26 protein-coding genes and 2 pseudogenes are annotated in these 25,466 nt (G+C 54.1%); 13 read left to right on the top strand and 15 right to left on the bottom strand.

The annotated features are described in order from the left end of the window. Positions 1–35: 35 nt before the first annotated feature. On the bottom strand, positions 36–155 hold the full coding sequence (locus AB1E37_RS12355; protein WP_223168828.1) for a hypothetical protein: 120 nt from the start codon (positions 153–155) through the stop codon (positions 36–38). Between AB1E37_RS12355 and AB1E37_RS12350 the strand changes: the two genes are divergently transcribed. Then, positions 120–224 (top strand): helix-turn-helix domain-containing protein, encoded by a 105-nt coding sequence (locus tag AB1E37_RS12350; RefSeq protein WP_077257447.1) that lies wholly within the window; start codon positions 120–122, stop codon positions 222–224. The two genes, AB1E37_RS12355 and AB1E37_RS12350, sit on opposite strands and share 36 nt — an antisense overlap. Positions 225–441: 217 nt before the next feature. Beyond that, positions 442–1,479, top strand: a complete 1,038-nt coding sequence (locus AB1E37_RS12345; protein WP_032436360.1) for an aldo/keto reductase — start codon at positions 442–444, stop codon at positions 1,477–1,479. A gap of 51 nt (positions 1,480–1,530) precedes the next feature. On the opposite strand, the gene AB1E37_RS12340 is transcribed toward AB1E37_RS12345, so the two are convergent. The 3 genes from AB1E37_RS12340 to AB1E37_RS12330 form a co-directional block, all read right to left on the bottom strand. Beyond that, positions 1,531–2,475, bottom strand: coding sequence for an SMP-30/gluconolactonase/LRE family protein (locus AB1E37_RS12340; protein WP_032447562.1), 945 nt, complete (start codon positions 2,473–2,475; stop codon positions 1,531–1,533). Between the two features lie 65 nt (positions 2,476–2,540). Further along, the gene (locus AB1E37_RS12335; protein ID WP_032447563.1) at positions 2,541–3,722 is read right to left on the bottom strand and encodes an aldo/keto reductase; all 1,182 of its coding nucleotides are present in this window, start codon (positions 3,720–3,722) and stop codon (positions 2,541–2,543) included. Positions 3,723–3,768: 46 nt separating this feature from the next. Next, complete coding sequence (locus AB1E37_RS12330) at positions 3,769–4,755, bottom strand: aldo/keto reductase (RefSeq protein ID WP_032436366.1); 987 nt, start codon at positions 4,753–4,755, stop codon at positions 3,769–3,771. Positions 4,756–4,971: 216 nt separating this feature from the next. Between AB1E37_RS12330 and AB1E37_RS12325 the strand changes: the two genes are divergently transcribed. Further along, entirely contained in the window at positions 4,972–5,880 is a 909-nt protein-coding gene (locus tag AB1E37_RS12325) for a LysR family transcriptional regulator (protein WP_002904893.1), read from the top strand. Between the two features lie 181 nt (positions 5,881–6,061). On the opposite strand, the gene AB1E37_RS12320 is transcribed toward AB1E37_RS12325, so the two are convergent. From AB1E37_RS12320 to AB1E37_RS12305, 4 genes and pseudogenes are all read right to left on the bottom strand, one after another. Continuing rightward, a complete protein-coding gene (locus AB1E37_RS12320) occupies positions 6,062–6,580 on the bottom strand; it encodes a GrpB family protein (protein ID WP_004213042.1) in 519 nt (172 codons plus the stop codon). Between the two features lie 127 nt (positions 6,581–6,707). Further along, positions 6,708–7,958, bottom strand: a complete 1,251-nt coding sequence (locus AB1E37_RS12315) for a sigma-54 dependent transcriptional regulator (RefSeq protein WP_032436370.1) — start codon at positions 7,956–7,958, stop codon at positions 6,708–6,710. Then, positions 7,948–8,619, bottom strand: a pseudogene (locus AB1E37_RS12310) (ATP-binding protein); the annotation flags it as partial. The gene AB1E37_RS12315 and the pseudogene AB1E37_RS12310, both read right to left, overlap by 11 nt. Then, positions 8,620–9,408: pseudogene (locus tag AB1E37_RS12305) on the bottom strand (BtpA/SgcQ family protein); the annotation flags it as partial. Between the two features lie 26 nt (positions 9,409–9,434). On the opposite strand from AB1E37_RS12305, the gene AB1E37_RS12300 reads away from it, so the two are divergent. Beyond that, entirely contained in the window at positions 9,435–10,307 is an 873-nt protein-coding gene (locus AB1E37_RS12300; protein ID WP_004213032.1) for a PfkB family carbohydrate kinase, read from the top strand. Position 10,308: 1 nt separating this feature from the next. Here AB1E37_RS12300 and AB1E37_RS12295 read toward each other — a convergent pair whose 3' ends face one another. Beyond that, complete coding sequence (locus tag AB1E37_RS12295) at positions 10,309–11,262, bottom strand: substrate-binding domain-containing protein (protein WP_117116808.1); 954 nt, start codon at positions 11,260–11,262, stop codon at positions 10,309–10,311. Positions 11,263–11,607: 345 nt separating this feature from the next. Here AB1E37_RS12295 and AB1E37_RS12290 point away from each other — a divergent pair, with 345 nt between their 5' ends. From AB1E37_RS12290 to AB1E37_RS12260, 7 genes are all read left to right on the top strand, one after another. Continuing rightward, entirely contained in the window at positions 11,608–12,630 is a 1,023-nt protein-coding gene (locus tag AB1E37_RS12290; RefSeq protein WP_004176158.1) for a LacI family DNA-binding transcriptional regulator, read from the top strand. A gap of 380 nt (positions 12,631–13,010) precedes the next feature. Next, on the top strand, positions 13,011–13,757 hold the full coding sequence (locus tag AB1E37_RS12285; RefSeq protein ID WP_116794882.1) for an ATP-binding cassette domain-containing protein: 747 nt from the start codon (positions 13,011–13,013) through the stop codon (positions 13,755–13,757). 18 nt (positions 13,758–13,775) lie between these two features. Continuing rightward, complete coding sequence (locus AB1E37_RS12280) at positions 13,776–14,777, top strand: ABC transporter permease (RefSeq protein WP_002904978.1); 1,002 nt, start codon at positions 13,776–13,778, stop codon at positions 14,775–14,777. Between the two features lie 3 nt (positions 14,778–14,780). After that, entirely contained in the window at positions 14,781–15,860 is a 1,080-nt protein-coding gene (locus AB1E37_RS12275) for a phosphotriesterase (protein WP_004176149.1), read from the top strand. A gap of 14 nt (positions 15,861–15,874) precedes the next feature. Further along, complete coding sequence (locus AB1E37_RS12270) at positions 15,875–16,630, top strand: glutamine amidotransferase (RefSeq protein WP_004199914.1); 756 nt, start codon at positions 15,875–15,877, stop codon at positions 16,628–16,630. Further along, positions 16,630–17,772, top strand: coding sequence for a M20 family metallopeptidase (locus AB1E37_RS12265; RefSeq protein ID WP_032436377.1), 1,143 nt, complete (start codon positions 16,630–16,632; stop codon positions 17,770–17,772). Before AB1E37_RS12270 ends, AB1E37_RS12265 begins: the two co-directional genes overlap by 1 nt. Before the next feature lie 112 nt (positions 17,773–17,884). Beyond that, positions 17,885–18,313: a cell envelope integrity protein TolA gene (locus AB1E37_RS12260; protein ID WP_032436379.1), complete on the top strand. Its 429-nt coding sequence runs from the start codon at positions 17,885–17,887 to the stop codon at positions 18,311–18,313. A 104-nt stretch (positions 18,314–18,417) separates the two neighbouring features. On the opposite strand, the gene attM is transcribed toward AB1E37_RS12260, so the two are convergent. Further along, on the bottom strand, positions 18,418–19,212 hold the full coding sequence (gene attM, locus AB1E37_RS12255) for an N-acyl homoserine lactonase AttM (RefSeq protein ID WP_024622645.1): 795 nt from the start codon (positions 19,210–19,212) through the stop codon (positions 18,418–18,420). A gap of 160 nt (positions 19,213–19,372) precedes the next feature. Between attM and AB1E37_RS12250 the strand changes: the two genes are divergently transcribed. Continuing rightward, on the top strand, positions 19,373–20,260 hold the full coding sequence (locus tag AB1E37_RS12250; protein ID WP_032447567.1) for a LysR family transcriptional regulator: 888 nt from the start codon (positions 19,373–19,375) through the stop codon (positions 20,258–20,260). 41 nt (positions 20,261–20,301) lie between these two features. Here AB1E37_RS12250 and AB1E37_RS12245 read toward each other — a convergent pair whose 3' ends face one another. Then, positions 20,302–21,204 carry a LysR family transcriptional regulator gene (locus AB1E37_RS12245; RefSeq protein WP_004176143.1) on the bottom strand — a complete coding sequence of 301 codons (903 nt, stop codon included), beginning with the start codon at positions 21,202–21,204 and terminating at the stop codon, positions 20,302–20,304. A gap of 103 nt (positions 21,205–21,307) precedes the next feature. On the opposite strand from AB1E37_RS12245, the gene AB1E37_RS12240 reads away from it, so the two are divergent. Next, positions 21,308–22,516 carry an MFS transporter gene (locus AB1E37_RS12240; RefSeq protein WP_004176142.1) on the top strand — a complete coding sequence of 403 codons (1,209 nt, stop codon included), beginning with the start codon at positions 21,308–21,310 and terminating at the stop codon, positions 22,514–22,516. 57 nt (positions 22,517–22,573) lie between these two features. Here AB1E37_RS12240 and AB1E37_RS12235 read toward each other — a convergent pair whose 3' ends face one another. The 4 genes from AB1E37_RS12235 to AB1E37_RS12220 all read right to left on the bottom strand — a co-directional run bounded on the left by AB1E37_RS12235 (position 22,574) and on the right by AB1E37_RS12220 (position 25,387). After that, on the bottom strand, positions 22,574–23,194 hold the full coding sequence (locus tag AB1E37_RS12235; RefSeq protein ID WP_029496905.1) for a LysE family translocator: 621 nt from the start codon (positions 23,192–23,194) through the stop codon (positions 22,574–22,576). 205 nt (positions 23,195–23,399) lie between these two features. After that, positions 23,400–24,506, bottom strand: a complete 1,107-nt coding sequence (locus AB1E37_RS12230; RefSeq protein WP_004176140.1) for a PTS fructose transporter subunit IIC — start codon at positions 24,504–24,506, stop codon at positions 23,400–23,402. A gap of 42 nt (positions 24,507–24,548) precedes the next feature. Then, positions 24,549–24,860 carry a PTS fructose transporter subunit IIB gene (locus tag AB1E37_RS12225; protein WP_004190049.1) on the bottom strand — a complete coding sequence of 104 codons (312 nt, stop codon included), beginning with the start codon at positions 24,858–24,860 and terminating at the stop codon, positions 24,549–24,551. A gap of 56 nt (positions 24,861–24,916) precedes the next feature. Next, positions 24,917–25,387, bottom strand: coding sequence for a PTS sugar transporter subunit IIA (locus AB1E37_RS12220; protein ID WP_002905131.1), 471 nt, complete (start codon positions 25,385–25,387; stop codon positions 24,917–24,919). Positions 25,388–25,466 lie beyond the last annotated feature (79 nt).

The raw sequence follows: 25,466 nt of genomic DNA, 5'->3' as shown, positions 1-25,466 counted from the left end.
AGATAGTTTCCCAATCAAAGGATTCTGATGACGGATCATGCACCGGCATTTTTACTTTGGATGAAGTTAACCGACTCTAAATCATTCATGACGTTGTCGACCGGCGTCTGACCACTCAGATGGCCGCGCAGCGCCTGGGTATTCCCGATCGCCAGTGCCGACGCCTTCTCTCGCGTTACAATCAATCAGGCCCACTGAGTATGCCTAACCGCCGTCGTGGATAACCCAGCAATAACCAGCTGCCTGATGGTCTTGCCCGGTACGCACTCAATATTATCCGCGAACGCTATACCGACTTTGGACCTAGGCTGGCGTATGAGAATGTTGTCTACTTGTGAAAAAAACTCATAACACCATTCAATGGCGCATGCTGGTTCCCTTCATACCAGTGCAATACCCTGTCACATACATAATTGCTGGCAATAAAAGAAGGAACACCGAATGAAGTATGTGAATCTGGGTCGTAGCGGATTGAAAGTCTCCCGTCTTTGTCTCGGTTGTATGAGTTATGGCGAACCTGAACGTTTGCCTCAACCCTGGTCCCTGGATGAAAAGGCGTCACGTCCGCTCATTCGCCAGGCGCTTGAAGCCGGCATTAATTTTTTTGATACCGCGAATATCTACTCGGGCGGTAGTTCAGAAGAAATTACAGGAAAAGCGCTGAGAGAGATGGCCAGACGCGACGAGATCGTTGTAGCGACAAAGACCTTCTTTCCGTGGCGCAACTCACCCAATACCGGATTTCTTTCCCGCAAGGCCATTTTTCAGTCTATTGACGATAGCCTGATGCGCTTAGGCATGGATTATGTGGATCTCTTTCAGATTCATCGCTTTGACTACTCCACGCCTGTTGAAGAGACCATGGAGGCTCTGCATGACGTCGTTAAAGCAGGAAAAGCGCGTTATATCGGCGCATCTTCTATGGAAGCCTGGCGCTTTGCAAAAATGCAGCATACCGCTGAGCGTAACGGCTGGACCCGATTTATCACGATGCAACCGCAATACAACCTGCTTTACCGGGAAGAAGAGCGCGAGATGCTGCCCCTGTGTGAAGACCAGGGCGTTGGGGTGATCCCCTGGAGTCCAATGGCACGCGGCAGGCTCACGCGCGACTGGAGTGTCGCGTCCCGACGAACGCAAAACGATGCCTTTGCGTTAAAAATGTATGAGAACGCAGCCCTTCTGGATAAGCCCGTGATTGATGTTGTTGCCAGCATTGCCGAAAAGCACGCGGTGCCAAGAGCTCATGTTGCAATTGCCTGGCTGTTATCAAAATCCGTCATCACAGCACCGATCATTGGCGCAACGAAACCAGAACATCTTTCCACGGCTATCAGCGCGCTGGACTTTTCACTTAGCGATGCCGAAATCACGGAACTGGAAGCTCGCTATCTGCCGCACCCCGTTGACGGGATCATTCCCCCGCTTCCGGATACGCCGCCTTCCCTCACGCCGCCTTCAGCGATCCAGAACTATTAACACCCTGCCCTGGCCCGGCGTTGCCGGGTCTCCCAGACCACTCATTCCCGGTCACTGATGTGAAAAGGGAAACGGTGCCGGCGCGAATGCGCCCGATCGAAAAATCATCGCTCCACCAGGTTCGGTCCCGCTGTTAGCGACAATAAACAACTCGCGATGCCCGGGGCGGATCGCCAGACTTGTCGATTTAAGGTTACGGCCTTTGTCGCGGTCAGGCAGCACAATTTGCCCAATAGGCAGTCCGTTGCGGTTGAAGACCATGACGCGGCCCTGGCCTGAGATGGCCACATATACATTGCCTTCGCTGTCGACACGGGCCCCGTCTGGCGCCGGCCCGGTGAACTGATAGGTAACAACTGAACCAAACGGGGCGACCGTGGTGGCGTCTGACAGTCTTACGCGATGAAGCCTGTTTTTAGCGTGTTCTGTGGCCCATATCTGAGAGCCGACGGGGTCAATCGCTATGCCGTTCCCGACCGCGAGTCCAGGCAGGATGGCATGAATTGACCCGACATTGGGACTAACGTAGAACACCCCACCCTGTGGATCGGCTGAATTTCCCCGGCTGTCAGTGAAATAAAATCCGCCCTGATTATCAAAGACCAGATCGTTGACAAGAAATCCAGTATCAGGGGCAACAATCATCTGCTCACGGGTGCCGTTGGGTTCGATAGCCCGGACAGAACCTCGCTGCATATCGCCCACCGAGGCGATAAAGATCCGTCCATCTTTGTGTACCGCCAGGCCGGAAGCACCGAATGAATTCTCCTTAAGGACAATGGAAAGCTGCCGCTCCGGGGTGAGCTTAAACACGCGCCCCGTCGCCACATCAACAAACAGCAGGTTATTGTTCCGATCGAACACGATCCCTTCGAGCACGAGCGACGCCTGTGAAACGTTGAAGTACGGCTGGGCCTCCACGGTCTGGAGAGGACGCTCCCAGGGCGGTATGGGGACGGCACTGCATGTAAGCGCGTTATGATTTAGTCCATTCATGTGGTTTATCCCCGGCAATAATACAGAGGGAGACTTCACCTGCAGTCTCCCTGTGACAGCAGGTATTAACTTTTATCAAACTGACTTTCGGTAAACGGATCGGCGCGACCTCCCTGCAATGGGATTTTGGCAAGCGCCGCATCGATTTCGCGTAGCTCGCTGTCCGTCAACCGGACTTGCGGTGCGCCGCTGTTTTCTATCAGGTGCGGATATTGCGTCGTACCCGGGATTGGGACAATCCAGGGCCGCTGGGCCATTATCCAGGCCAGCGCGAACTGAACCGGAGTGGTGTTTTTGCGACGGGCCCACGACTGCGCAAATTCAAGCAGCACCATGTTTTTGGCCAGGGCATCGGGCTGGAAGCGTGGCAGGTTATGCCGCCGATCGGTGCTGTCGAACCGCTGGCTTGGATTGACTGCTCCGGCGAGGAAGCTGCGGGCAGTCGGGCAGTAAGGTACGAAACCGATACCCAGCTCTTCGAGCGTTGGAAATATCCGCGTCTCCGGTTCCCGCCACCACATGGCATACTCACTCTGCACCGCAGTCACAGGGAGTACCGCATGTGCGCGGCGAATTGTCCTGGCACTCGCTTCCGACAGTCCCCAGTGTTTCACTTTACCCTCCTGGATCAATGCCTTCGCGGTTTCCGCCACATCCTCGATCGGCACATTCGGGTCGGGGCGATGCTGATAAAGAAGATCGATGTGGTCCGTTTTCAAACGCTTTAGCGAGCCTTCTACGGCGCGGCGGATATGGTCAGGATGGCTGTTAAGGGAAGTGGGCTTCCCCTCCTCCACGCCGAAGCCGAACTTGGTGGCAATCACCACACGATCGCGAACGGGAGCGAGTGCTTCCCCGACAAATTCTTCACTGAGATGGGGGCCGTAGACCTCGGCAGTATCAAAGAACGTGATACCTTGTTCGAAGGCTGCCCGGATAAGCGAAACCATGGCTTTACGATCGCGCGGACCTCCGCCGTAATAACCCACCATCGGCAGGCACCCGAGTCCCATGCTGGACACCTCCAGCGAGCCGAGTTTACGCGTGGTTAAGGTTTCCTTCCGGACGGGAGCAGCATCCGAAGGGGCGTTCGGCGTGTCCTGACCAGCCGGTTTCGCCATCACGGCGCCGCTCCTGCCAAGGGTGGTTGCGGCCAACGCCAGACCGGCTCCGGCGATCAGAAAATTGCGCCGGTCCCGGGAAGCGGGTACGGCAGCAGAAGGCTGGTCATGGATCATCTTGCTCATAAACTGGAACTCCCTTTAACGCAGAAAGGATTCATTAATTTGGTCATTACCAGGCATAAGCCTGGGGCGCTTCTCCCCCGGGGCCGGGCCAGATTTCGTCGAGACAGCTCATGGTGTCGTCTGATAGCGTGATTGTCGTTGCGTGAAGCGCTTGCTGGAGTTGTTCGACCGTACGAGGCCCAATCAGTGGAGCGGTAACGACAGGATTCTGCAGGAGCCAGGCCAGCGCCACATCGGAAGGGGATTCGCCGAGGTCATCACATAATCCTTCATAGGCTTCCAGCTGCAGACGATAATCTTCAATTTGGCGGGCAAACGCGGGCCTGGCACGGCGCCCGCTTGCCATCTTTTTCAGTACGCCGCCAAGCAGCCCTCCGGCAAGCGGGCTCCAGGGGATCAACCCCAGGCCAAAATGGCGGCATGCGGGAATGACCTCCAGCTCAATGGTGCGGGCTGTCAGATTATAAAGACTTTGCTCGGCGACCAGGCCCAGGAAATGACGGGCCGTGGCGACTGACTGCGCAGTCGCAATGTCCCAGCCCGCGAAATTGCTGCTACCGATATAAAGAACCTTTCCCTGCTGAACAAGCAGTTCCATGGCCTGCCAGATCTCTTCCCACGGCGTATGACGATCGATGTGATGCATCTGATAGACGTCAATATGGTCGGTCTTAAGCCGTCGCAAACTGTCCTCGCAGGCTTTGCGAATATGGTAAGCAGAAAGCCGGCGATCGTTCGGGCCCGGTCCCATAGGCTGATAGACTTTTGTCGCCAGAACGATGCGTTCACGGCGGCCACCCTGCTGAAGCCAGCGACCAATAATTTCCTCGGACAGCCCCGAGCCTTGCTGGATATCGGGAGATTGTTCAGTGCCATACACGTCTGCTGTATCAATGAAATTGATACCCGCCTCAAGCGCCTCATCCAGAATGCGGGCGCTGGTCTTCTCGTCGGTGACGTCACCAAAATTCATGGTTCCGAGACAAAGGCGGCTGACTTTCAGGCCGGTGCGGCCAAGATGCGTATAGTTCATAAACGGCTCCGTTAGATGAGTGTTCCGCCCTGGCCTACCAGCCAGAGCGCATGATTTTCAAGAATAACGAAGCACAACGTGTACAGTGAGTGGACGTGCATGAATGGACTTGTGAAAAAAATTCAGCAATGGATTAGCCCTAATCGGTCTAAGGTGTATATCATTTCTTCATCAACGCATTCGGGTTTTAACGCCGCATAAGGAAAACTATTCTGTATGCAAATAAGCAGAGCTGATGTTGCCGATCTTATTTATTTCATGGCGATTGCACGTCATCGCAGCTTCAGCCGTGCGGCAATTGAATTAGGCGTCAGTGCATCAGCGCTGAGTCATGCCCTGAAGGGACTGGAAACCCGGCTCGGAGTTCGCCTGCTTAATCGCACGACCAAGAGCGTCACCCCTACGGCAGCCGGCGAGGAACTGGTTCAGTCTGTTCTTCAGCCTTTCGACACCATAGAAGGCGCGCTTGAATCGCTTAACCGGTATCGCAATACCCCTACCGGACGTATCCGCATCAATGCAGCCGTTGAAGCGGCAAATCTTTTGCTTGCGCCGGTCATGCCCGCTTTTATGGATCGCTATCCCGATATTGAAATCGATATTGTGGCCAGCAACCGAATGGTTGACGTGACTGATGCGGGCTTCGATGCCGGCATCCGCTACGGTGGTACCGTCCCGGAGGACATGGTTGCCCGGCGTTTATCTGCCGATATTCGCTGGGTTATCGCGGCCTCCCCTGATTACCTGGAACGCTACGGAACGCCTGAACATCCGGATGATTTATTACACCATCGCTGCATCAGCAATCGTCTCGGTGACGATCGGGTTTATCGCTGGGAACTTGCGCGAGACGGCGAAACATACCAAATGACAGTGCCAGGCTCAGTGACGGTCAATCATGCCGAAACGGGTCTGGTGGCCGTATTGGGCGGGGCTGGCCTAATGTATTTTCCGGAGCCTCTTGTTGCACCCTATGTCAAGGATGGACGGCTCCGTCTGGTGCTTACGGAATGGTCCCCACTGGAGGAAGGTTTTCATATCTATTATTCAAGCCGCCGGCAATTGCCGACCGGGCTTCGCCTTCTGATTGAGTTCATACAGGAGGCCAGGCCGCTGGGGTTGTGAAATAGTGCCTCCATACTGAACGATGCGTTATCGGCTTTATCGCCCCGTCGCTTATTCAGAATGCTCAGTTGCAGGAAGCCGCAGGGAGTCTGCAAGGCGTGCTGTTTGCTAATAATGGAGAAACAAGAGGTAACGCTGTGAAAAATTACAAAAAAAACATGGGTTATAGTTTATTTGAAGGCTAGCCCAGGTGACCCGCATCAATAAGCGCCATACGAAGATGTTTCTGAATGAAATCCGCTTTATAAATGCTGTATCGGTGGCTGTCATTTTCACATAATAACATCGCGCTTTTTTTCATTAAAGCGTACTGAATGGCTACGTCATTGTGTTTAATAAGGTAATCACGGAATGCCAGGTGTTTTATGATTTGAGCATCCCCGGTGGCAAACGCATGGATATGATGACTACGCTGATTTCCACCTTTTGTAAAGTACCTACGATTTAAAATGCCGTTTTCACCACGCACAGTATATCCTACACCCTCCATTGCCTGATTCAGGCTGTCCAGTTCTTCAAGATTAGCAACTTCGATTAATATATCTATTACTGGCTTAGCTGATAATCCAGGCACCGAGGTGCTACCAATATGATGAATTCGGGATATCACTTTACCAAGCGTCATCTGCAACAGAGTACGTTCGTTCTCGAATAAAGTCGGCCACATCTCATCATAATCAACCACAGTCAATATTCGCATGTTCAACAGTCACACCTTTTAAGGAAATTTAAGCAGTCACAATAACATAAATCGCCTCTGCTGACTTGAAGGCATTTATAATCTGTATCTGTCCTCATAATTTTCAACCATCGTCTGACAAGATGCCCTAAACCCCTTTGTAGTGCTCTTTATTCAGACCATACTTCTTCATTCTGAGATAAAGTTTTTTACGCGGTATCAGCAGATACTCCGCCACCTCATTAATACGTCCCTGGTGGATATTCAGCGCTTCGGTGATGATCTGCCGTTCGACGTCCTCAACCCGCTGATCCAGCGGCGTCGGCTCGCCGATGTGCATCAGCGGATTAACCGTTTCTGCGAGTGGTAATACCCCTACTGCAAACAGCTCGGCGGCGTTCGCCAGTTCGCGAACGTTATTTGGCCACACCCGGCGCATCATTCCCTTCAACAGACCAGCATCCACCTCCGGGACGGGATGATTCAGCCGTTGACAGGTTTTTTGCAAATAGTGATGAAACAGCGGCTCGATATCATCAGGTCGCTTTGACAGAGGCTGGCAGCCAATTTGCGTCATCGCGAAGCAGTAATAGAGTTCCGCCACTATCTGGCTGCTGGCGGCCAACTCCACCAGCGAAGCGCTACCAATACCAATCAGGCGAAAAGGCCGCTTCTCATGACTCTGCAGCTGTACCAACTGATGCTGTTGCTCGTGAGTCAGATGCTCGGGGTGACTTAAGACCAGCGTTCCGCCCTGGGCCTGGGCGATCAGTTCATTAAGCGTATGGGCGTTAGCCGGAGTCAGCTCGCAGGCGATAAACGGACCTTCAGCGTGCCGTCCTAACTGGTGCAGGTAACGCGCGCCGGTCATGCGGCCGGTTCCCGGCTCGCCGTAAAGCCATACCGCAATATCCGTTTCTGCCAGCTGCTGAAGGCGCTGGCGATACCGAACCGTCCATTGGCTGCGGCCAATAAGCTCAACCTGTAATTTTTGCTGACAATACTGGCGACGGGCGATAACCGATTGCCTCTGACGCAGCGCGGCGTCCACCAGCGTGAGCAGCTTGCCCGGATCGATCGGCTTTTGCAGGAAATCCCAGGCCCCTTTTTTCACCGCCTCCACCGCCATCGGCACATCGCCGTGACCGGTGATAAGCAGAATCGGCAGCAGATCGTCATCCTGATGAAACAACGTCATTAAATCGATACCGGAGCAGCCGGGCATGCAGACATCGCTTAAAACGATGCCGGGCCAGTCCTTCGGCACCTGCTCCCGCGCATCAAACGGATTATTACAGGCGCTGACATGATACCCCGCTTGCTCAAGCAGCTGCGTATAGGCATCCAGCACATCGGCATCATCGTCAATCAGCAGAATCGAACAGTTATTACTCACCATCTTTTACATCCGTCAAATTGAATTCCAGCACCACGCAGGCACTGCGTGTAAACGTCGACGCCAGGCGCAACGCCCCTTCCATTTGCGTCATCAGCGAAACACATATCGAAAGCCCTATTCCGAGCCCCACGGTTTTACTGGTAGTGAACGGCTTTAACAGCGAAGGGAGTAAGGCCGCAGGCCAGCCAGGGCCGTTATCGGCAATCAACACGCACAGCCTTCCGGCCTGGATTTGCCAGCTCACGGTGATTTGCGCGGCGTGCGGGCAGGCGTCGAGGGCATTGGACAGCACGTTCACCAGCACCTGATGGACGCGCACTTCGTCCCCCTGGATCCAGACAGTGTCATCCGGTATCACCAGCATCCCCTGCTGAGGCTTATGACGCATCGCCAGCAGTTCCCACGCCACGGTAAACGTCTGACGCAAATCGACCGGATGCAGCGGCGTTTCCAGTTCTGCGCGGCGGGTAAACTGGCGCAGGGAGCGGATAATCGCGTCAATGCGGTTGATCAGCCCTTCTGCTTTGCTTAACGTCGTCCGCGCCTGCTCCGCCTGTCCCTGTTCGATCGCCCTTCCCGCCGTAAAAAGATACATCGACAGCGCGTTCAGCGGCTGATTAATCTCATGCGCCAGGGTGGTCATCGTCTGCCCCACCACCGCCTCAACATCGTTCCACCAGACGCCATCGACCTTCATTGTACTGGCCACAATGACCCCCTGAGTCCGCCCGAGGATCTGCTTCACGTTAGCCGGTGTCACCCCGGAGCCCACCAGGAGCGGTAGTTCCGTCGCCGCGCGGATCTCGTCAATTTCCGCCATCGTGGCGCTATCGCCCGTACGCTGGCCGGTGGCGATCACCGCGTCAGCCTCGAAGAAATCGACATCGCGCGTCAGTTCCTGAATCGAACGATCGGCGACAATGGCATGGCTACCGTGCTTAACGTGGCTATCGGCAAAAACGCGAATATGTTCAGCGCGCAGCATACTGCGGTAGCGCAGCGTCTTAGCGGCCGCCCCTTCTATAAATCCTTCGTTGGCGATATAGGCGTTGGCCCACTGGTTTACGCGGACGAAATCGGCGCCTCCCGCCAGGGCGATCGCCATTGCCGGGATCGCCGCGTTAGCCAGAACGTTAATGCCCAGCGGCACAGCAAAACGTTCACGAACTTTCTCGGTAATGACCGCCATCAGCGCTGAGGTTTCATGGCCGATATCCTCAGGTTTAGAGAAAGGAATATCGCCATGATTTTCAATAATCAGACCATGAACACCGCCTGAAATATAATTTTCAGCATCGCGAAGCGCACGTTCAACAATATCCGAGACTGATTTTCCTCGATATTTTGGCGAGCCAGGAAATGGGTCGCAATGAATAACACCAATAACAGCCTTGCTTCGTGAAAAAATAGCTTGTATTGCATTCGTTTTTTCTGCTGAGATAGCAACCATCTTATCCATCCTGTTAAGGGAACACTATGCGTGTTTACGTTACTGGTAATATTACCGTAGATGAAACCTGGTCCATTCCGGATATACCGAAAAAAGGAGCCTCCATTCACGGCGTTAAAGTGTCGCAGGATATCGGCGGTAAAGGCGCGAACCAGGCGATTATATTATCCCGCTGCGGAATAGAGACGCGCTTAATTGCCGCCACGGGAAATGACAGCAACGGCGCGTGGATCCGCCAGCAGATAAAAAATGAACCACTGACGCTACTACCCGACGGCCATTTCAATCAACATAGCGATACCTCGATTATTTTAAATAGCGCTGATGGCGACAACGCCATCATTACCACTACGGCGGCGGCCGATACATTCAGCCTGGATGAAATGATTCCGCATATGGCGGATGCCGTCGCTGGCGATATTCTGCTACAGCAGGGCAATTTCTCCCTCGATAAAACGCGGGCGCTGTTCCAGTACGCCAGAAGCCGCGGCATGACGACGGTATTCAACCCCTCACCTGTCAATCCTGACTTTTGCCATCTGTGGCCCCTCATCGACATCGCGGTGGTCAATGAATCCGAGGCCGAGTTGCTCCAGCCATACGGGGTGAAAACCTTAGTGATTACCCAGGGCGCCGCAGGCGCCTGGCTGGTCCAGGAGGGCCAGCGTCAGTTTTGTCCCGCCGTGCCCGCCGAGGCGCTTGATACTACCGGCGCGGGCGACACGTTCCTCGCCGTCATGTTGGCCTCCGCCCTGCTGCGCGGCGTCGCGCCGGATGCGCTGGCGCTGGCGCACGCCAGTCGCGCTGCCGCCATTACGGTTAGCCGCCGGGGGACGCTCAGCGCGTTTCCCGGCAGCCGTGAGCTCGCCGCCCTGTTAACCACGGACGGGGCGCGCTGACCTACTTAAACAGCGGACAGTATGAATCGACGTTCGCTTTGGTTACCACCGTCGCCGGAACCAGAATGGTTTTCGGCACGGTTTTACCCGACGTGATGCTGTTCAGCGCATTCAGGGCTTCGGCGCCCATCTTTTCCGGGTCCTGCTGCAGTACGGCGGTGACGTAGCCGCCGTCAATACCGGAAATCGCCTTCGCCGTCAGATCCCAGCCAAAGACTTTAATATCCTTCTGCCGCCCCTGGTTTTCTACGGCGGCGATAGCGCCGAGCAGCGCGGGTTCGCCGGTGGCATAAATCGCTGTCAGATCCGGATTACCGGTGATCAGGTTTTCCGCCGCGGTCATCGCTTTATCCTGCACATTCTGCCCGTCGACCACGTTAGCGATAGCAATCTTCGGATTGCTTTTCAGCGTCTCTTCGAACCCTTTCTGCCGCTGGTTCTGAATGGCCGAATTCAGCGCGCCGACTATACCCAGTCGCGCCTGGCCGCCCATCTCTTTCTGCACGTAGTCCACGAAGTATTGACCGATAATTCTGCCGCCCTCAATATTATCAACGCCGACCTGAGCTGCCTGTGGCCCGGCCGGTAATACGGCATCAATCGCAATCACCGGAATGTTTGCGGCGGCGGCTTCTTTAACCGCTGGCATGATCCCGTTAACGTCGATAGCAGCAACCAGAATGCCTTTAACGCCTTGCTGAATATAGTTTTCTATCGCGTCGTTTTGCGCCACGGGATTATCGTTAGAGTTAAAAATAACTAAATCCTTGCCACTGGCTTTGGCCGCATCTTGTGCGCCTTTATTCATCAGATTAAAGAACAGCGCCTGTTGGTTGATTTGTACCAGCGCATAAGTCGGACCGGCAGCGCTGGCGGCAGAAATAAAACTCATTGATGCCAGCATGGTCGTGGCGACAGCAAGTAAACGCAGTTTTCCGGTGTGAAATAACATCATCAGTATCCTCGTCGGGAATAGTTGATAGCCAGCAGAGTTCCGCGCCGCATGCGAACGCAGAAGGATTATTTTTTTGGCGGGCAAATATCGTCTATATCGCCAGAACAATCATTGAACGTTCGGCGGATACCTGCTTAATGTCATCCCGGCAACCGGTCCGTGTCGGTGCGCGACTGGAATAACTTAAACGGGGTTGGGAATGACTTCCCGAATGATGCGGTAAACTGCCTATACAATTCTCCGCTGATTAAAATTTGTCAAGCATTTATTTTTGGTGATTGTTCACAGAGAAATTGCTGTATCCACCGCGCTTAACTATGTTACAGATAGCCGATTCTGGCAGAAATGGCGCAGGAAATGAGTATAAAACGTGTATTGTTATCCGATGTGGCAAAGCTGGCCGGGCTGTCGAAGGCGACCCTGTCGCGCTATATGAACAACAGTATTGTGCTGCCGCAGGACACCATCGACCGCATCGAAACCGCCATTCGCGAACTGGACTATCGCGGCAATAGCCTGGCACGCCGTCTTAGCAAAGGCGGCAGCGAAACGCTTGGCCTGGTGCTTCCCGATATTACCAACCCCTTCTTTGCCGAACTGGCCGACGCAGCCGAAGAGGCCGCTTCTGCCAGCGGCTACAGCCTGGTGCTGTGTATCACCCGCAACAACCCGGAAAAAGAGTGCCAGTTCATTCGCTGGCTGGATACCTGCCAGGTCGACGGTCTGCTGTTCACCACCAACCGCCCCGATAATGGCCTGCTGCGCAAGGAAGTCCAGCGTCACGAACGGATTGTCCTGCTGGATGAAGATATTCCCGGCAGTAAGGTACCGAAAGTGTTTGCCGATAACGTCCAGGGCGGGCGGATCGCCACCGAAAAACTGATCGCCGCCGGGCATCGCCATATCGCTTTCGTCGGTGGCCCGGACAAGCTGATGAGCGTCCGCGAGCGCTATCAGGGCTTTTGCACCGCGATGGAGCAAGCGGGCCTGAGCTGGCCGCCCGAATGGGTGATGTATGGCGACTACCAGCGCGAGTTTGGCCAGCAAGCGTTGCGGTACCTGTTCAGCCAACAGGTTCGCCCTACCGCCGTCTTCGCTGCCAGCGACTATCTGGTGCTCGGTCTGCTCGACGGCTTGCGCGCCAGTGGGCTCCAGGCGCCAGAGGCGCTATCGTTAGTCGGCTTCGATGACGCCAACTATGCCGATTTTACCCAGCCGCGGATCTCCACTATCCGTCAGCCCGCCCGCGAACTGGGCCGCACTGCGGTGAACATCATGATGCGCCTGCTAAACGACGATCCGGATATCCCTGCGGAAACCCGCCTGCCGGTTGAATGGATTGGCCGCGACTCGATCAAGATTTGTTAAGCCCGTCCCAAAATGGCGCAAAAGCGCCCGCTTTTGGCGCAAAAAACGATCAATTAACAATTTATTCACTATAATCAGTAAACCGGTTTACCGGATTGTATTCAATTAAGTGTATTGAATACATAAGGTTAAGTTACAGGGCTGCTGTGTGGTTACTGCCCTGGCACGGATGCTGCAATGTTCTTACTGGCGAACAAATATCTTACATAGCGTTTGTCCTGACTGCACTGGCGAGTGCTCTGGTCCGCAGGTAAACCGGTTTACTAGATTGTAAACCGTGTCGGATAGAGTCTCTCCCGCAGGATGGCGAACATTTTCCCGGCCACAGCGATGGGAGTTATCAGATGCAGCAGCCACAAACTACCCCGCCAAGGGTAGAGATGATCAATATCACCAAGACCTACGGGTCGATACGCTCATTGCGCGGAGTCAACCTTGAGCTGGCCCCGGGCGAAGTGCTGGGCTTAGTGGGCGATAACGGCGCGGGGAAATCCACCTTGACCAAAGTGCTCTCTGGCGCGGTGATCCCCTCCAGCGGCACGATTCGTATCGACGGTGAACAGCAACAGTTTACGAATCCGGCCGATTCACGCCGTTGCCATATCGAGATGGTCTACCAGGATCTGTCGCTCTGTGACACGGTCGATGTCGCGGGCAATCTGTTTATGGGCCGTGAGCCGATGAAATCGGTCCTCGGCATCCCCTTTCTCGACGAGGCCAAAATGCACGCCGATGCCAGAGAGATGCTTAAAGGGCTCGGGATCTCCATTCCGGATACCCGGCTGCTGGTGCGAAATCTCTCCGGCGGCCAGCGCCAGGCTATAGCCATCGCCCGCGCCGCGGCCTTTGACCCGAAAGTGCTGATTATGGATGAACCCACCGCCGCGCTGGCCGTCGCGGAAGTTGAAGCGGTTCTGGAGCTCATTCGCCGCGTTTCCGCTCGCGGGGTGAGCGTGATTCTGATTACCCACCGCCTGCAGGACCTGTTCATGGTCTGCGACCGGATCATGGTGATGTATGAAGGTACCAACGTCGCCGACAGACGGGTGTCCGACACCAGCCTGAGCGATATCGTTAACCTGATTGTGGGCGAAAAATTCACCGCCCGCTCTGCGGCAGCACATTGAGGTAACAGGATGAGTATCATGAATTTAAGCAGCTCACGCATGATCCAGCATTCGCTGCCGCGCCGCCTGCTGCATAACCATTCAGGCGTAGTCAGCATCGCGCTCTTTTTCGTCTTCTGCTGCGTGGTGTTTTCGCTGATCACCAGCAACTTTCTCACCGGCACCAACTGGCTCAACATTATCCGTCAGAGCGCCCCGCTGCTGATCGTCGCGACGGCAATGACTCTGGTCATTACCACCGGCGGTATCGATCTGTCGGTAGGCTCCACCCTGGCGCTGGTCGGCGCGCTCTCCGCTATCGCCCTGAATAGCTGGGGTCTGCCGTGGCCGGTGGTACTCCTCGGCGGCTTGCTGCTAGGCGGATTCGTTGGCGCCATCAACGGCTTCTTTATTGCCTATGAAGGCATTCCGGCGTTTATCGTCACGCTCGCCACCCTGGCCGTAGTTCGCGGCATCGCGCTGCTGGTCACCCAGGGCTACTCGATTCCGGTGCCGGCTGACAGCCTGTTTACCTTTATCGGACGCGCGTGGGTCGTCGGGATCCCCATGCCCGCACTGCTCGGCATTCTGATTCTGCTGATCGGGCATATCGTTCTCAACCATATGCGCTTTGGCCGCTACGTGACCGCCATCGGCGCTAACGCCGAAGGCGCGCGGCGCAGCGGCATTAACACCAAAGCGGTCACCATGAAGGTCTATATCATCAGCGGAATGGCCGCCGCGCTGGCGGGGATGATCATTACCGCACGCCTCGGCAGCGGCTCCTCCAACCAGGGCGAAGGCTTTGAACTGCAGGTCATTGCTGCCGTTGTGCTAGGCAGCACCAGTCTGTTTGGCGGCTTCGGAACTATTATTGGCACGCTGCTGGGCGCACTGTCGATTGCGGTCATTCAGAACGGGCTGATCCTGTCGCATATTTCGCCGTTTTACACCCAGATAGCCACCGGCACCATTATCCTGCTGGCTATCTGGCTGAACACCCGCATTCTCAACCCGACGCGCTCCGCGGCAAAAGGATAGCTGATGAAAGGATCAATTTTTCGCCATCCCTCCCCGCTGCCGGTTGGCGTTAGCAGCGGTTATGTAATGACTGTGCTTGGCCCACTGCCGATTAACGAAATGGGCGTTACTCTGATGCATGAGCATATTCTGCTGGATGCCTCCGGCAAATGGGTGCCGCCCTGCTGCTGCAGCGATCGCCATCTTGCCGAAATGCCGGTGAAAATGGAAAACCTTGGCGAACTGTCGCTCAACCCGCTGATGAGCCGCGATAACTGTCAGCTGTTTGATGTCGACGTTGCGATTGACGAGCTGACTAAATATCGCGCCCTTGGCGGAGAAACGGTAGTCGACCCGACCAATATCGGCATTGGCCGCGATCCGAAAGCGCTGGCGCGCATCGCGCGGCTGACCGGTCTGAACATCATTATGGGTACCGGGCTCTATCTGGAACCTTCGCACCCTGAGTGGGTAAAAATCAGCAGCGTCGAACAGCTGACCGAACGACTGATTTACGATCTTGGCGGCGCGGAGGAGAAACCGGAGGTGCTCGCCGGGCTCATCGGCGAAATCGGTATCTCCAGCCGCTTTACGCCGGATGAGGAGAAATCCCTGCGCGCTGCGGGTCGGGCCAGCGCCGCGACCGGCGTGCCGATCGAGGTCCATCTGCCCGGCTGGGAGCGGCTGGGCCATCGGGTGCTGGATATTCTCGAGCAGGAAGGCGCCGATTTACGCCATACCGTGCTGTGCCATATGAATCCCAGCTTTGCCGATAAGCGCTACCAGCGCGAACTGGCGCAGCGCGGGGCGTTTCTCGAATACGACATGATTGGCATGAGCTATTACTACGCCGACGAGTCGGCGCAGTCGCCCTCCGACGAGGAGAACGCCCGCGCGATCCGCGAGCTGATTGACGACGGCTACATCCAGCAAATTCTGCTGTCGCAGGACGTCTTCCTGAAAACCATGCTCACCCGCTACGGCGGCCACGGTTATGGCTACATACTCAAGCATTTTGTTCCCCGTCTGCGGCGCCACGGCGTCAGCGGCGAACAACTTGAAACCTTAATGATTGGAAACCCCCAGCGGGTCTTTGGCGGATAAAAGGAAACGTCATCATGCAGAAAAAAATCTTACTGGTCGGTGAGTCCTGGACCAGCACGTCAACGCACGTTAAAGGCTTCGACCAGTTTGCCACCGCCACCTGGCACACCGGCGCAACGGACTTTCTGGCCGCGCTCGCCGAAAGTCCCTATGCCATTACCTATATGCCCGCCCACGCGGCGGCGACCGACTTTCCGCTGACGCTGGAAGCGCTGCAGGAGTGGGATGCGATTATTCTCTCGGACATTGGCGCCAATACGCTGCTGCTGCATCCGGACACCTGGCTGAAGAGCCGCCGAACCGCCAACCGTTTAACGCTCCTGCATGATTACGTGGCCGGCGGGGGGGCGCTGATGATGATCGGCGGCTATTACAGCTTCCAGGGAATCAACGGCGGCGCGCGCTACCGCCATACCGAGGTGGAGAAAGTGCTGCCGGTACGCTGCCTGGCCTGGGACGATCGCATTGAAACCCCGGAAGGCTGCTATGCCGAAGTGACGGAGGCTCACCCCCTGTTTAACGATATTCCGGGCGAATGGCCGTGGCTGCTGGGCTATAACGAAGTTGAAATGCACCCGGAAGGCAAACTGCTGGCGACCGTGGCCGGTACCGGTCATCCGCTGTTGGCTGTTCGCGAATATCAGCAGGGTCGCTCGCTGGTGTGGACCAGCGACATGTCGGCGCACTGGCTGCCGGAAGAGTTTGCCAAATGGCCCGGCTATCGCCAGCTGTGGATTAACTGCCTCGACTGGCTGACGGAACGCCGCTGATGACCGCGACCCTTGAGCTCGCCCGGCAGCTGCTGGGCTTTAACACCATCAACCCGCCGGGCAGCGAAGCCGACTGCATGCGGTTCTTCGCCGACTGGCTTGACGATAGCGGTTTTGAGGTTTCGCTGTCGTCGTTCGGCGAAGGACGCTGCAATCTTATCGCCAGCCTGCCCGGGGCGAAGAGCGGTAAACCGCTGGCCTTTACCGGACATCTGGATACCGTCCCGCTGGGAAATGCCCGCTGGCAGTACGATCCTTTCGGCTCGCAGATGGAAGACGGGCGTCTTTATGGCCGCGGATCCAGCGATATGAAAGCGGCGATAGCGGCGTTTGCCGTCGCCTGCGTTCATCAGCGGGAAGCGATCCTCGCCGGACGCGGCGCGGTATTGCTGATAACCGGCGGAGAAGAGACCGGCTGCGACGGCGCGCGGGCGCTGATCGCCTCCGCAACGTTGCCGGAGGTGGGCGCGCTGATCGTCGGTGAACCCACCGCCAACTATCCGGTTATCGGCCATAAAGGCGCGCTCTGGCTACGCTGCGAAACGCGGGGGAAAACCGCCCACGGCGCGATGCCGGAGCTGGGGATCAATGCTATTTATCTTGCGGCGGATGCGTTGGGTAAGATTCAGCATTTTTCGCCAGGCGCGCCGCATCCGCTAATGAAGCAACCCACCCTCAACGTCGGACGCATAGAAGGCGGACTCAATATTAATTCCGTACCGGACCGCACGCGTTTTGATGTCGATATCCGCAGCGCGCCCAATTTACAGCACGCCACTATCCGGGAGCGCTTGACGACGCTGCTTGGCGAAAGCGTCACCGTCTCCACGCTGGTCGACCTGCCCGCCGTCCTCAGCCGGGAGGATCATGCGTGGATTAAGCAGGTTTATCAACTCTGTCAGCCGCTGCACGCTGAGCCGATTGCGCCGCGCGTGGTGCCCTACTTTACCGACGCCTCGCTGCTGCTGCCTGCATTGGGCGATCCGCCCTGTATTATTCTCGGCCCCGGCGAGCCGTCGATGGCGCATCAAACCGACGAATATTGCCTGCTCAGCCGACTGGCGGAGGCCGAACAGCTATACGGTAACATCATTCGCGACTGGATGGCATCACCGCCCGCGACGAAAGTAAAAAATGAGTGACACTGTCACTGAAAGCGCGTCCCATGCAATTCAGCGTTTGAATAATATCGCGGAATAACAGAGGATAACCGCCTCGTACACGACGGTATCACCACCAGCAAGGAGGCTTAGCATGTCCGTGAAAACCAACGCTGTGCTCGTTTGCACCCTCTCTTTACTACTTTCCGCCTGCTCGGGTCGTGCTTCTGCGCCGGGCAGCGCCGAAGACGCTAAAATACCGGCTGAAGTGGATAAGATACTTCGCGATTATCAAACGGGTTCCGATACTTCACCCCAGGCCAATGCCTCACGCTATCTGGCACGGATCCAGGCGGCTATCTTCGCTAACATAGACCAGCCGGCCTCCTGGCAAGGGCAAAAATGCTCGGTGCGCTTTATGCTGCAGCGTGACGGGACGGTGCAGGAGCCAACGGTCGAGAGCGGCGATCGGCCATTCTGCGCGCAGGTGATGTCCGCGCTGAAAAAAGCCAACATCCCGCCCGCGCCGGACGAAAAAACCTATCAAACCTTCAGTCATGTCGTGCTGGACGTGAAGCCCTGAGCTTGCCCGCAGAAATGGCCCCGGCCATCACCAGGGCCATTTCGAACAAGATAAGCTGACAGCCCTGCTTAACAGACGCTTTTTGGCGATCAGCGAGGAATGATTCAATAGTAACAGGCTGGCGCAAGCCTGTTTTTTTTCCATTCTTCAGGATCGTGGCCGGGTATGAATACCGCATGATATCGCTCGGTAAGCTGACGCAGCTTTCGCACAGACTGAGCGACATCAGTAGCAGACGTCATTAGCCCCGGGAGCGCCTTCTCATGGTAATGATCTAAGGTATAAGCCGCATCAATCGCTAGCGTAAAATTTGTACCACCCGGTAAGCGGATAAGAAAAGATTGATGGCCCGGTGAATGCCCTGGGGTGAAAATACATTGTAACGTGCCATCACCGTAAAGGTCATAGTGATCATCGGACAACCCGTTCAGTAATAGCCAGTTAAGTTGGGGACGATCGAAATCGCGTCGGCAATAGGCTCCCGAAGTAAACCAGTCAGGGGCAAAGGCATATTCATACTCTTGCCTCTGGACAACATGCGTAGCATGGGGGAAGCGACCAATTGCTCCCGTATGATCAGAGTGCAAATGGGACAGGACCACATAGCGGATATCCTCAGGAGCAATGCCAATCCTCTTAAGTTGTTCCACGCAACCCTGTTCTTCTGACATCACCGGTTTAAACTGCTCTACAGCACTTCCCCAATAACCGCTGGGATCTTTCAATCCTTCGACAGCCAGACCGCCGTCAATCAGCGTAAACCCATCCGGATGGGTCAGCAGAAACCAGGGGACAGGGATCTCATAATGCTCTCCCACGCCCTGATTCATCCGGATATGCTGATATCGACAATGCTGTGTTCCTGACTGGAACATGAAAAGCTTTATCTCTGGCATCATTATTTTCCACCAATAAATCAATTAAATAGATTGAAATTTAGCCTGACTCAGGCCTTGAGTCTGGATTTTTCATCATTTCGCAGTAAAGCAGTAGATACCTGTCCCCACTTACATTTATCGGTAAAGCCAATATAATTGGTGAATGGATCTCTTCTCAGCAATGCGCATATTTATCAGGGTGGTTGAACGGGGCAGCATGTCGGCTGCAGCCCGCGATCTCGGTATTGGCCAGCCCGCCGTGAGTGAAAGAATAGAAAAACTGGAAGCTCATCTTGGGACACGTTTGCTTAGGCGCAACACGCGTAACATGTCTCTAACGCAAAGCGGTAACGTGTTTTATGAGCGAAGCAAAACGGCCGTTCAGGCGGCAGAGCATGCTCTTTCTGTGAATGAGGAAAATCAGGGGCTGCAAGGCAAAATCCGTATTGCCGCGCCCTATTCCGCCGGAGAAAGCCTGCTGATGCCTGCATTGTTGCAGCTTCAGAACGAGCATCCGGCGCTGCAGGTCGATGTCATTTTTAACGACCGCGTCATCAATCCCGTCACCGAGGGGGTCGATTTATCGCTGAGATTAGGTGATGTCTCCGAAGGTTTTTTTGTCGCACGCCCGCTTGGCACCGTGCGCAGAGTGTTACTCGCCTCTCCGGCTCTGCTGGCGAAAATGGGTCATCCTGACACGCCGGATGCGCTGACAGATTATCCATTTGCTGCTGTTTCCGGTGTATTCGCCAGTAATCGCATTCAATTGGTCGCTTCCGAAGATCAACTCATTAATGTTCCCGTCAATATTCAATTTCAGTCCACGCACTGGCGGAGTGTCCTCTCCTGGTTATTAGCGGGACATGCCATTGGTGTTTTGCAAAGTCCGGTTTGCAGAAAAGAAATGGCAGACGGCGCGCTCATCCCCCTCTTAAGCCACTATCCGATCCCGCCATTTAGTGCCTGGTTGCTCCATCCACCAGCTGGGATGATGTCGTATGAAACGCGAATTTGTGCCTCCCTGCTGGAGGGCTATATCAGAGATTTGTTGCTTGAGCCGGCCGGCTGAATAAAACAGCGCTGCCCTGGCGCGCTGAAGATGGCCTCTTGTTAATGACTCAATCTCTGATGCATGAAATCAATAAGCGCTCTTGTTTTTGCCGGCAAGTAACGCCGATCTGAATACAGAGCGAACAATTGCAAGGGGGCTGCCGATTGTTCAAATTCAATCTCGATTAACCGCCCATCATCAATATAGGGTTGGCAGGCTTGTTTCGACAGGATGGCAAAACCGACACCTGAGATGGCCGCTCGCCCTGCCATCTCTCCGCTGTTGACCCGATAACGACCGTTAACCTTGATCGTCTCGAATCCGCCCTTTTTATTCACAAACTGCCAGGGAGCGCCTTTAAGCGCATTCACCGTTGTAATACAGGGTAACTCTTCAAATTGCTGTATTCGAGAAGGCGTGCCATAACGCTGGATGACGGAGGGGGCCGCAACGATGGTGCAAGGGATCGTCACCAGATGACGGGCGATGTAGTCACTGTCATCCATCTGACCACGGCTAACAATGACAGCTAAATCCAGATCATCTCGCAGGGATTCATAACCCGACAAATTTGTGACGCAACTCATCTCCAGATCCGGATGCTGACAGGCGAAATCAGCAACAACAGAGCCCAGCAATACAGGACCGATTTCATTGGGAATACAGATACGTAATGGCCCCTTGAATTGCATTTGTCGCAACGTTAATTCGGTTTCAGTTTGCTCAAGTGCTTCCAGTAATGGCTTCGCCCGGGTATAGAGTAGATGCCCAGCCTGTGTGAGCTTCATATGTCGGGTACTGCGCTCAATGAGCTGAAGGTTCAGTTTGTCTTCTAACTGAGAAATGCAACGGCTCACATTTGATGTCGGCATTTCCAGGGCTTTCGATGCCCCGACAAAACTGTCTCTTTCCACCACAGCAATGAAGATTTTCAGCGCATTAAAGTCAAGAACTGGCCGCATCAACTATCCCACATATGATAATAATGAGTGCCATTTTTACCATCTAATCGACAAGTTTGATAGCAGTTAAGCTAGGATATCTTTCATCCACAGGTCGCTTGCTATGCCACTGGTCACCACAACATTTAATCAAAAGACGCTCATTCGGATTGCTATGGTAATCGCTTTTGTCCAGTTTACTAATGCGCTGGAATATATGATGTTCAGCCCTGTTTTTACATTTATGGCTGCAGATTTCGCTGTTCCCGTCACCTTCTCAGGCTATGTATCCGGTATGTACACATCTGGAGCCGTCCTGTCGGGAATTATCGCCTTTTACTGGATTGATCGTTGCAATAAGAAGCATTTTTTAATCGCTAATATGGTACTGCTAGCCATGGCGACACTGTTGACGACATTCACTACCAGTTTTCCTCTTCTTCTTACATTGCGCTTCTTCGCAGGACTGGTTGGCGGTACGACAATGGCTGTGGGGATCACTATTTTGATAAACCACACACCGGCTGACTTGCGCGGAAAAATGTTGGCGACGGTGATTGCGTCATTTTCGATGGTCAGCATCGTGGGGATGCCCGCTGTACTATTTTTGTGTACTCATTACGGTTGGCATGTCGCGTTGTGGTTAATTTGTACACTGTGTTGGTTGGCATTGCCACTGATCGTCTCCATCATCCCTCAGGATCCCGTCACTTTCGACACGTCCCACGCGCTGCCCCTCGATGTAGATACTTTACTGTTTGCTTCCGGTAATGCGCTGGTACAGTTTAGTCCAATGCTGATCATTCCTGTCCTGGCGCCATTAATGACGCAGCTGTTGGGGGCTTCTCAAGGTCTGCTGCCCTGGTTGTTCTTCGGCGGGGGCCTGGCGGGGTATCTGTCTACCAGAATGACAGGCGCATTAACCTCTCGTGTTTCTGCTTTGAGTTTGGCGACCGGGTCGACCCTCGTTTTTATCCTGAGCTTACTGATACCCGTGATGGGCTATCCGCATCCAGCGCTATTTATTACGTTATTTCTCGGCGCAGCTTACAGTCGTCTGGTGTCATCGTCGGCGGTGACGATTCAGTTTCCTGATAACAAGCAACGAGCGGGATTCTCTTCATTACAGACATCCATGATGTATCTGATGACAACTGCCGCATTTTTCCTGTCTGCTTTTTTGTTACCCGACCATCGCATGGCGCTACAAAATATGGATACGCTGTTGGCGGTATGTGCAATTACCGCATCAGGAACCCCAATTATTGTCATCGTTTTGCAAAAGAAACTGGCTAAACGTACGTTCGAGCCCGATCGTTTCACCACTGAGTAGTACTCCACGGGTTGCTCATTTTTTAAGGCAAAAACAGGGGCATACGCCCCTGCGTGACTACCGCCGACTCATGGCCAGCTTCGCGGCAAACAACAGAAACAGGCAGCCGGTCGTTCGGTCCATCCATTTCACTACGGCCGGTTTTTTCAGGATGCCGGCGGCATAGCGAGTGGCGGTAATCAGCGTTAACGACCACAGCGTACCAATCAAAACATGGATAGCGACAAGGAGAAAAGTCCAGCTCACGGGTGAATGCCCGGCGGGGATAAACTGAGGTAAAAACGAAACGTAGAAGACGCCCATTTTGGGGTTAAGCACATTCCCCAGCATCCCACGCAGGAACCAGTTACTCGTGGAATCTGATTCGGCCGGGTGGGTGTTAAATTGCTGGCGTGGTCGCAGGAGCATCTGGATGCCCAGCCAGCAAAGGTATCCTGCTCCGCACCATTTCAATAAGGTATAAGCCAACTCAGAAACCGCCAGTAGCGCACCTAAACCAAAGGCCACCAGCGCGCCCCAGATAAAGCACCCGAGATCGATGCCTAACGCGGCATGCAAGGCTTTGCGTCCCCCTTCAGCAGTCGCCGTGCGGAGAATAAGAGCAGTATCAAGACCTGGCGTCAGGGTAAGCAGTGTAGCAGCGAGGGTGTAAGCAAGAAGTGAATCAGTGACGAGCATTTCCTGTCTCCGAAAGAGACAAGGCTACTGAAGGGTTCACATTTTTGCAACAAAATTATTTCCCCTGATCTTCTGCTTACCCTGCTCCATTTTACTTCGGGGATGACAGATGCAAAGGGTAGCCCATGACTAAGTAATGCTTAGTCATGGGCTGATGTTCTTACAGGAAGAGCTTAATGTTGATTTAAAATAACCCTGGGATACGTTAGCTCACTTTAATATCATCCAGGTCGATATCCTCTTCTTCGTAATCATTATCAACAATCACGTCGCGAGGGATATCTTTTTTGATGACGGCATAGACCGTGGCGGTAACAACGATATTCACCAGCAGGGCCATGATGCCTGCCATCGGATGTGACATCGTGGGGATCATCAATACTCCGCCAAAAGGAACCGTCGCATCCGCACCATAGACCATGGTGACCGCCCCGCCGCACGCGCCGCCGATAGCCGCCGCCGCGATACCGCGCACAATATCATTCATGACGATCGGAATAGAACCCTCAACGATATTCACAATCCCCATCGGAACCGCTGATTTTAAGGTTTCCACTTCTTCACGGTTATAGATATTTTTACGCAGCAGTTTGGCAATAAAGAAAGCCAGGCCAAATCCGATAGGCGTAGCGGTGTTAACTAACTGAAGCGCGGTAATGGGTTCATTTATCCCCTGCGCCTGCAGGGTCAGCACGAAAGCAAAGCATGTCTTATTTAGCGGGCCGCCAAAGTCAACAATACACAATGCGCCTATGACTGCGCCTAACACCAAATTCGACGACGTGCCCATGCTTCTCAGGAAAGACGTAAGCGCTTCCGTAAAGATACCGATAGGCGTACCGATGATATAGACCATAATCAGGCAGCTGATAATGGAGGCAAAAAAGGGAACGATCAGCGTCGGCATCAACCCGCGGGCCCAGTCAGGCACCTTGACGTTTTTAATGATCGCCAGCGCAATATACCCCGCAATATAGCCACCAATCATCCCACCGATAAAGCCTGCGCTTATGGTATTCGCCGCCAGCCCGACGACAAATCCTGGCGCGATGCCTGGTTTGCCGGCAATCGAGCCAGATATTCCCACGGCAATCACCACCGGCAACAGCCCAAGAGCCTTGGCGCCCAGGGTGGCCATCGCCTGCCATACATCAAATTGTCCCGGAGTTAACGTGTCCTGCACCGTTCCGCCAAGCCCCATGCCGATGGCGATAATAAACCCAGAACCACAGACAATGGGGATCAGAAACGAGATAGCGGTCAGCAGATGTCCTTTAGGGTTTGCTGCTTGCCATATTTGTTTTAGAGACATAAGTCACGCCCTTTAATGTAGAGTCGCCAGGCCGAAATAAAATTATGAATTGACTAGTTCACTGAGTTTTTCAATCAACTTATTGGGGGATTTGACTGCCGTTTCCGTCGCGACTTTAACGACTTTCTTGCCGGCAAATCTCTCCTCGCCCGTTACTTTGACATCGGCAGCAAGCAGGACAATATCTGCTGCGGCAATCTCATCAGCGGTTAACGAGTTCTCAATGCCGATGGTTCCTTGCGTCTCGATTTTAACGTTATGTCCGGCTTTTTTAGCCGCAGTTTCAATTTTCTTTTGCGCAATATAGGTATGTGCAATCCCCACCGTGCAGGCGGTAACGCCGACAATATTCATAATGTTTCTCCGTTAATTAATTTAATAAATTACTAATCGATATTAGCAAGTTGGTATTAAGCATCGGCGTTTTCTGTTTCTGAATTGAAAAGCGCAATGATTTTATGTGGATCAGATTCAACAAGTAATTTAGCGATAATGTCTTCATCCGCCAGTGACCCAGACACTTGTGCCAACAGGCGAATATGGGTGGCATTTTGATCCACCAGGCAAACCGCAAATAAAATAACACAGCGGACGTCGCTGCCATCCATGGTCTCCCAGGGAATGGCATGTTGCGTGCGTCCGATGGCTAATGCGGTACGGGAAACACCGGAAGATTTACCATGTGGAATAGCGATATGGTTTTCAAAGCCGGTAGAGCCTAGCTCCTCGCGTAACCAGACATCACGAATAAAGTCTTCCTTATTGGTGACGGCGCCATCCTGGATAAGTAAATCGGTGAGTTCTTCTATCACCTCTTCTTTGGTTCTGGCGGTCATATTTAACTTGATGTTTTTAACATTAAGCACTGTCGAAATATCCATGATTCACCCGCATTCATATAGAGTGGTCGTTAAATAACAAACCAGCATCGCTGGCGTGATGCAGATCTTTTAAGGCTTA

The sequence above is a fragment of the Klebsiella sp. Shm-1 genome (assembly GCF_040804525.1).
Classification (GTDB): domain Bacteria; phylum Pseudomonadota; class Gammaproteobacteria; order Enterobacterales; family Enterobacteriaceae; genus Klebsiella; species Klebsiella pneumoniae.
Note: the sequence above shows the minus strand (reverse complement) of the source record. Positions and strands in the feature narration are given on the sequence as shown.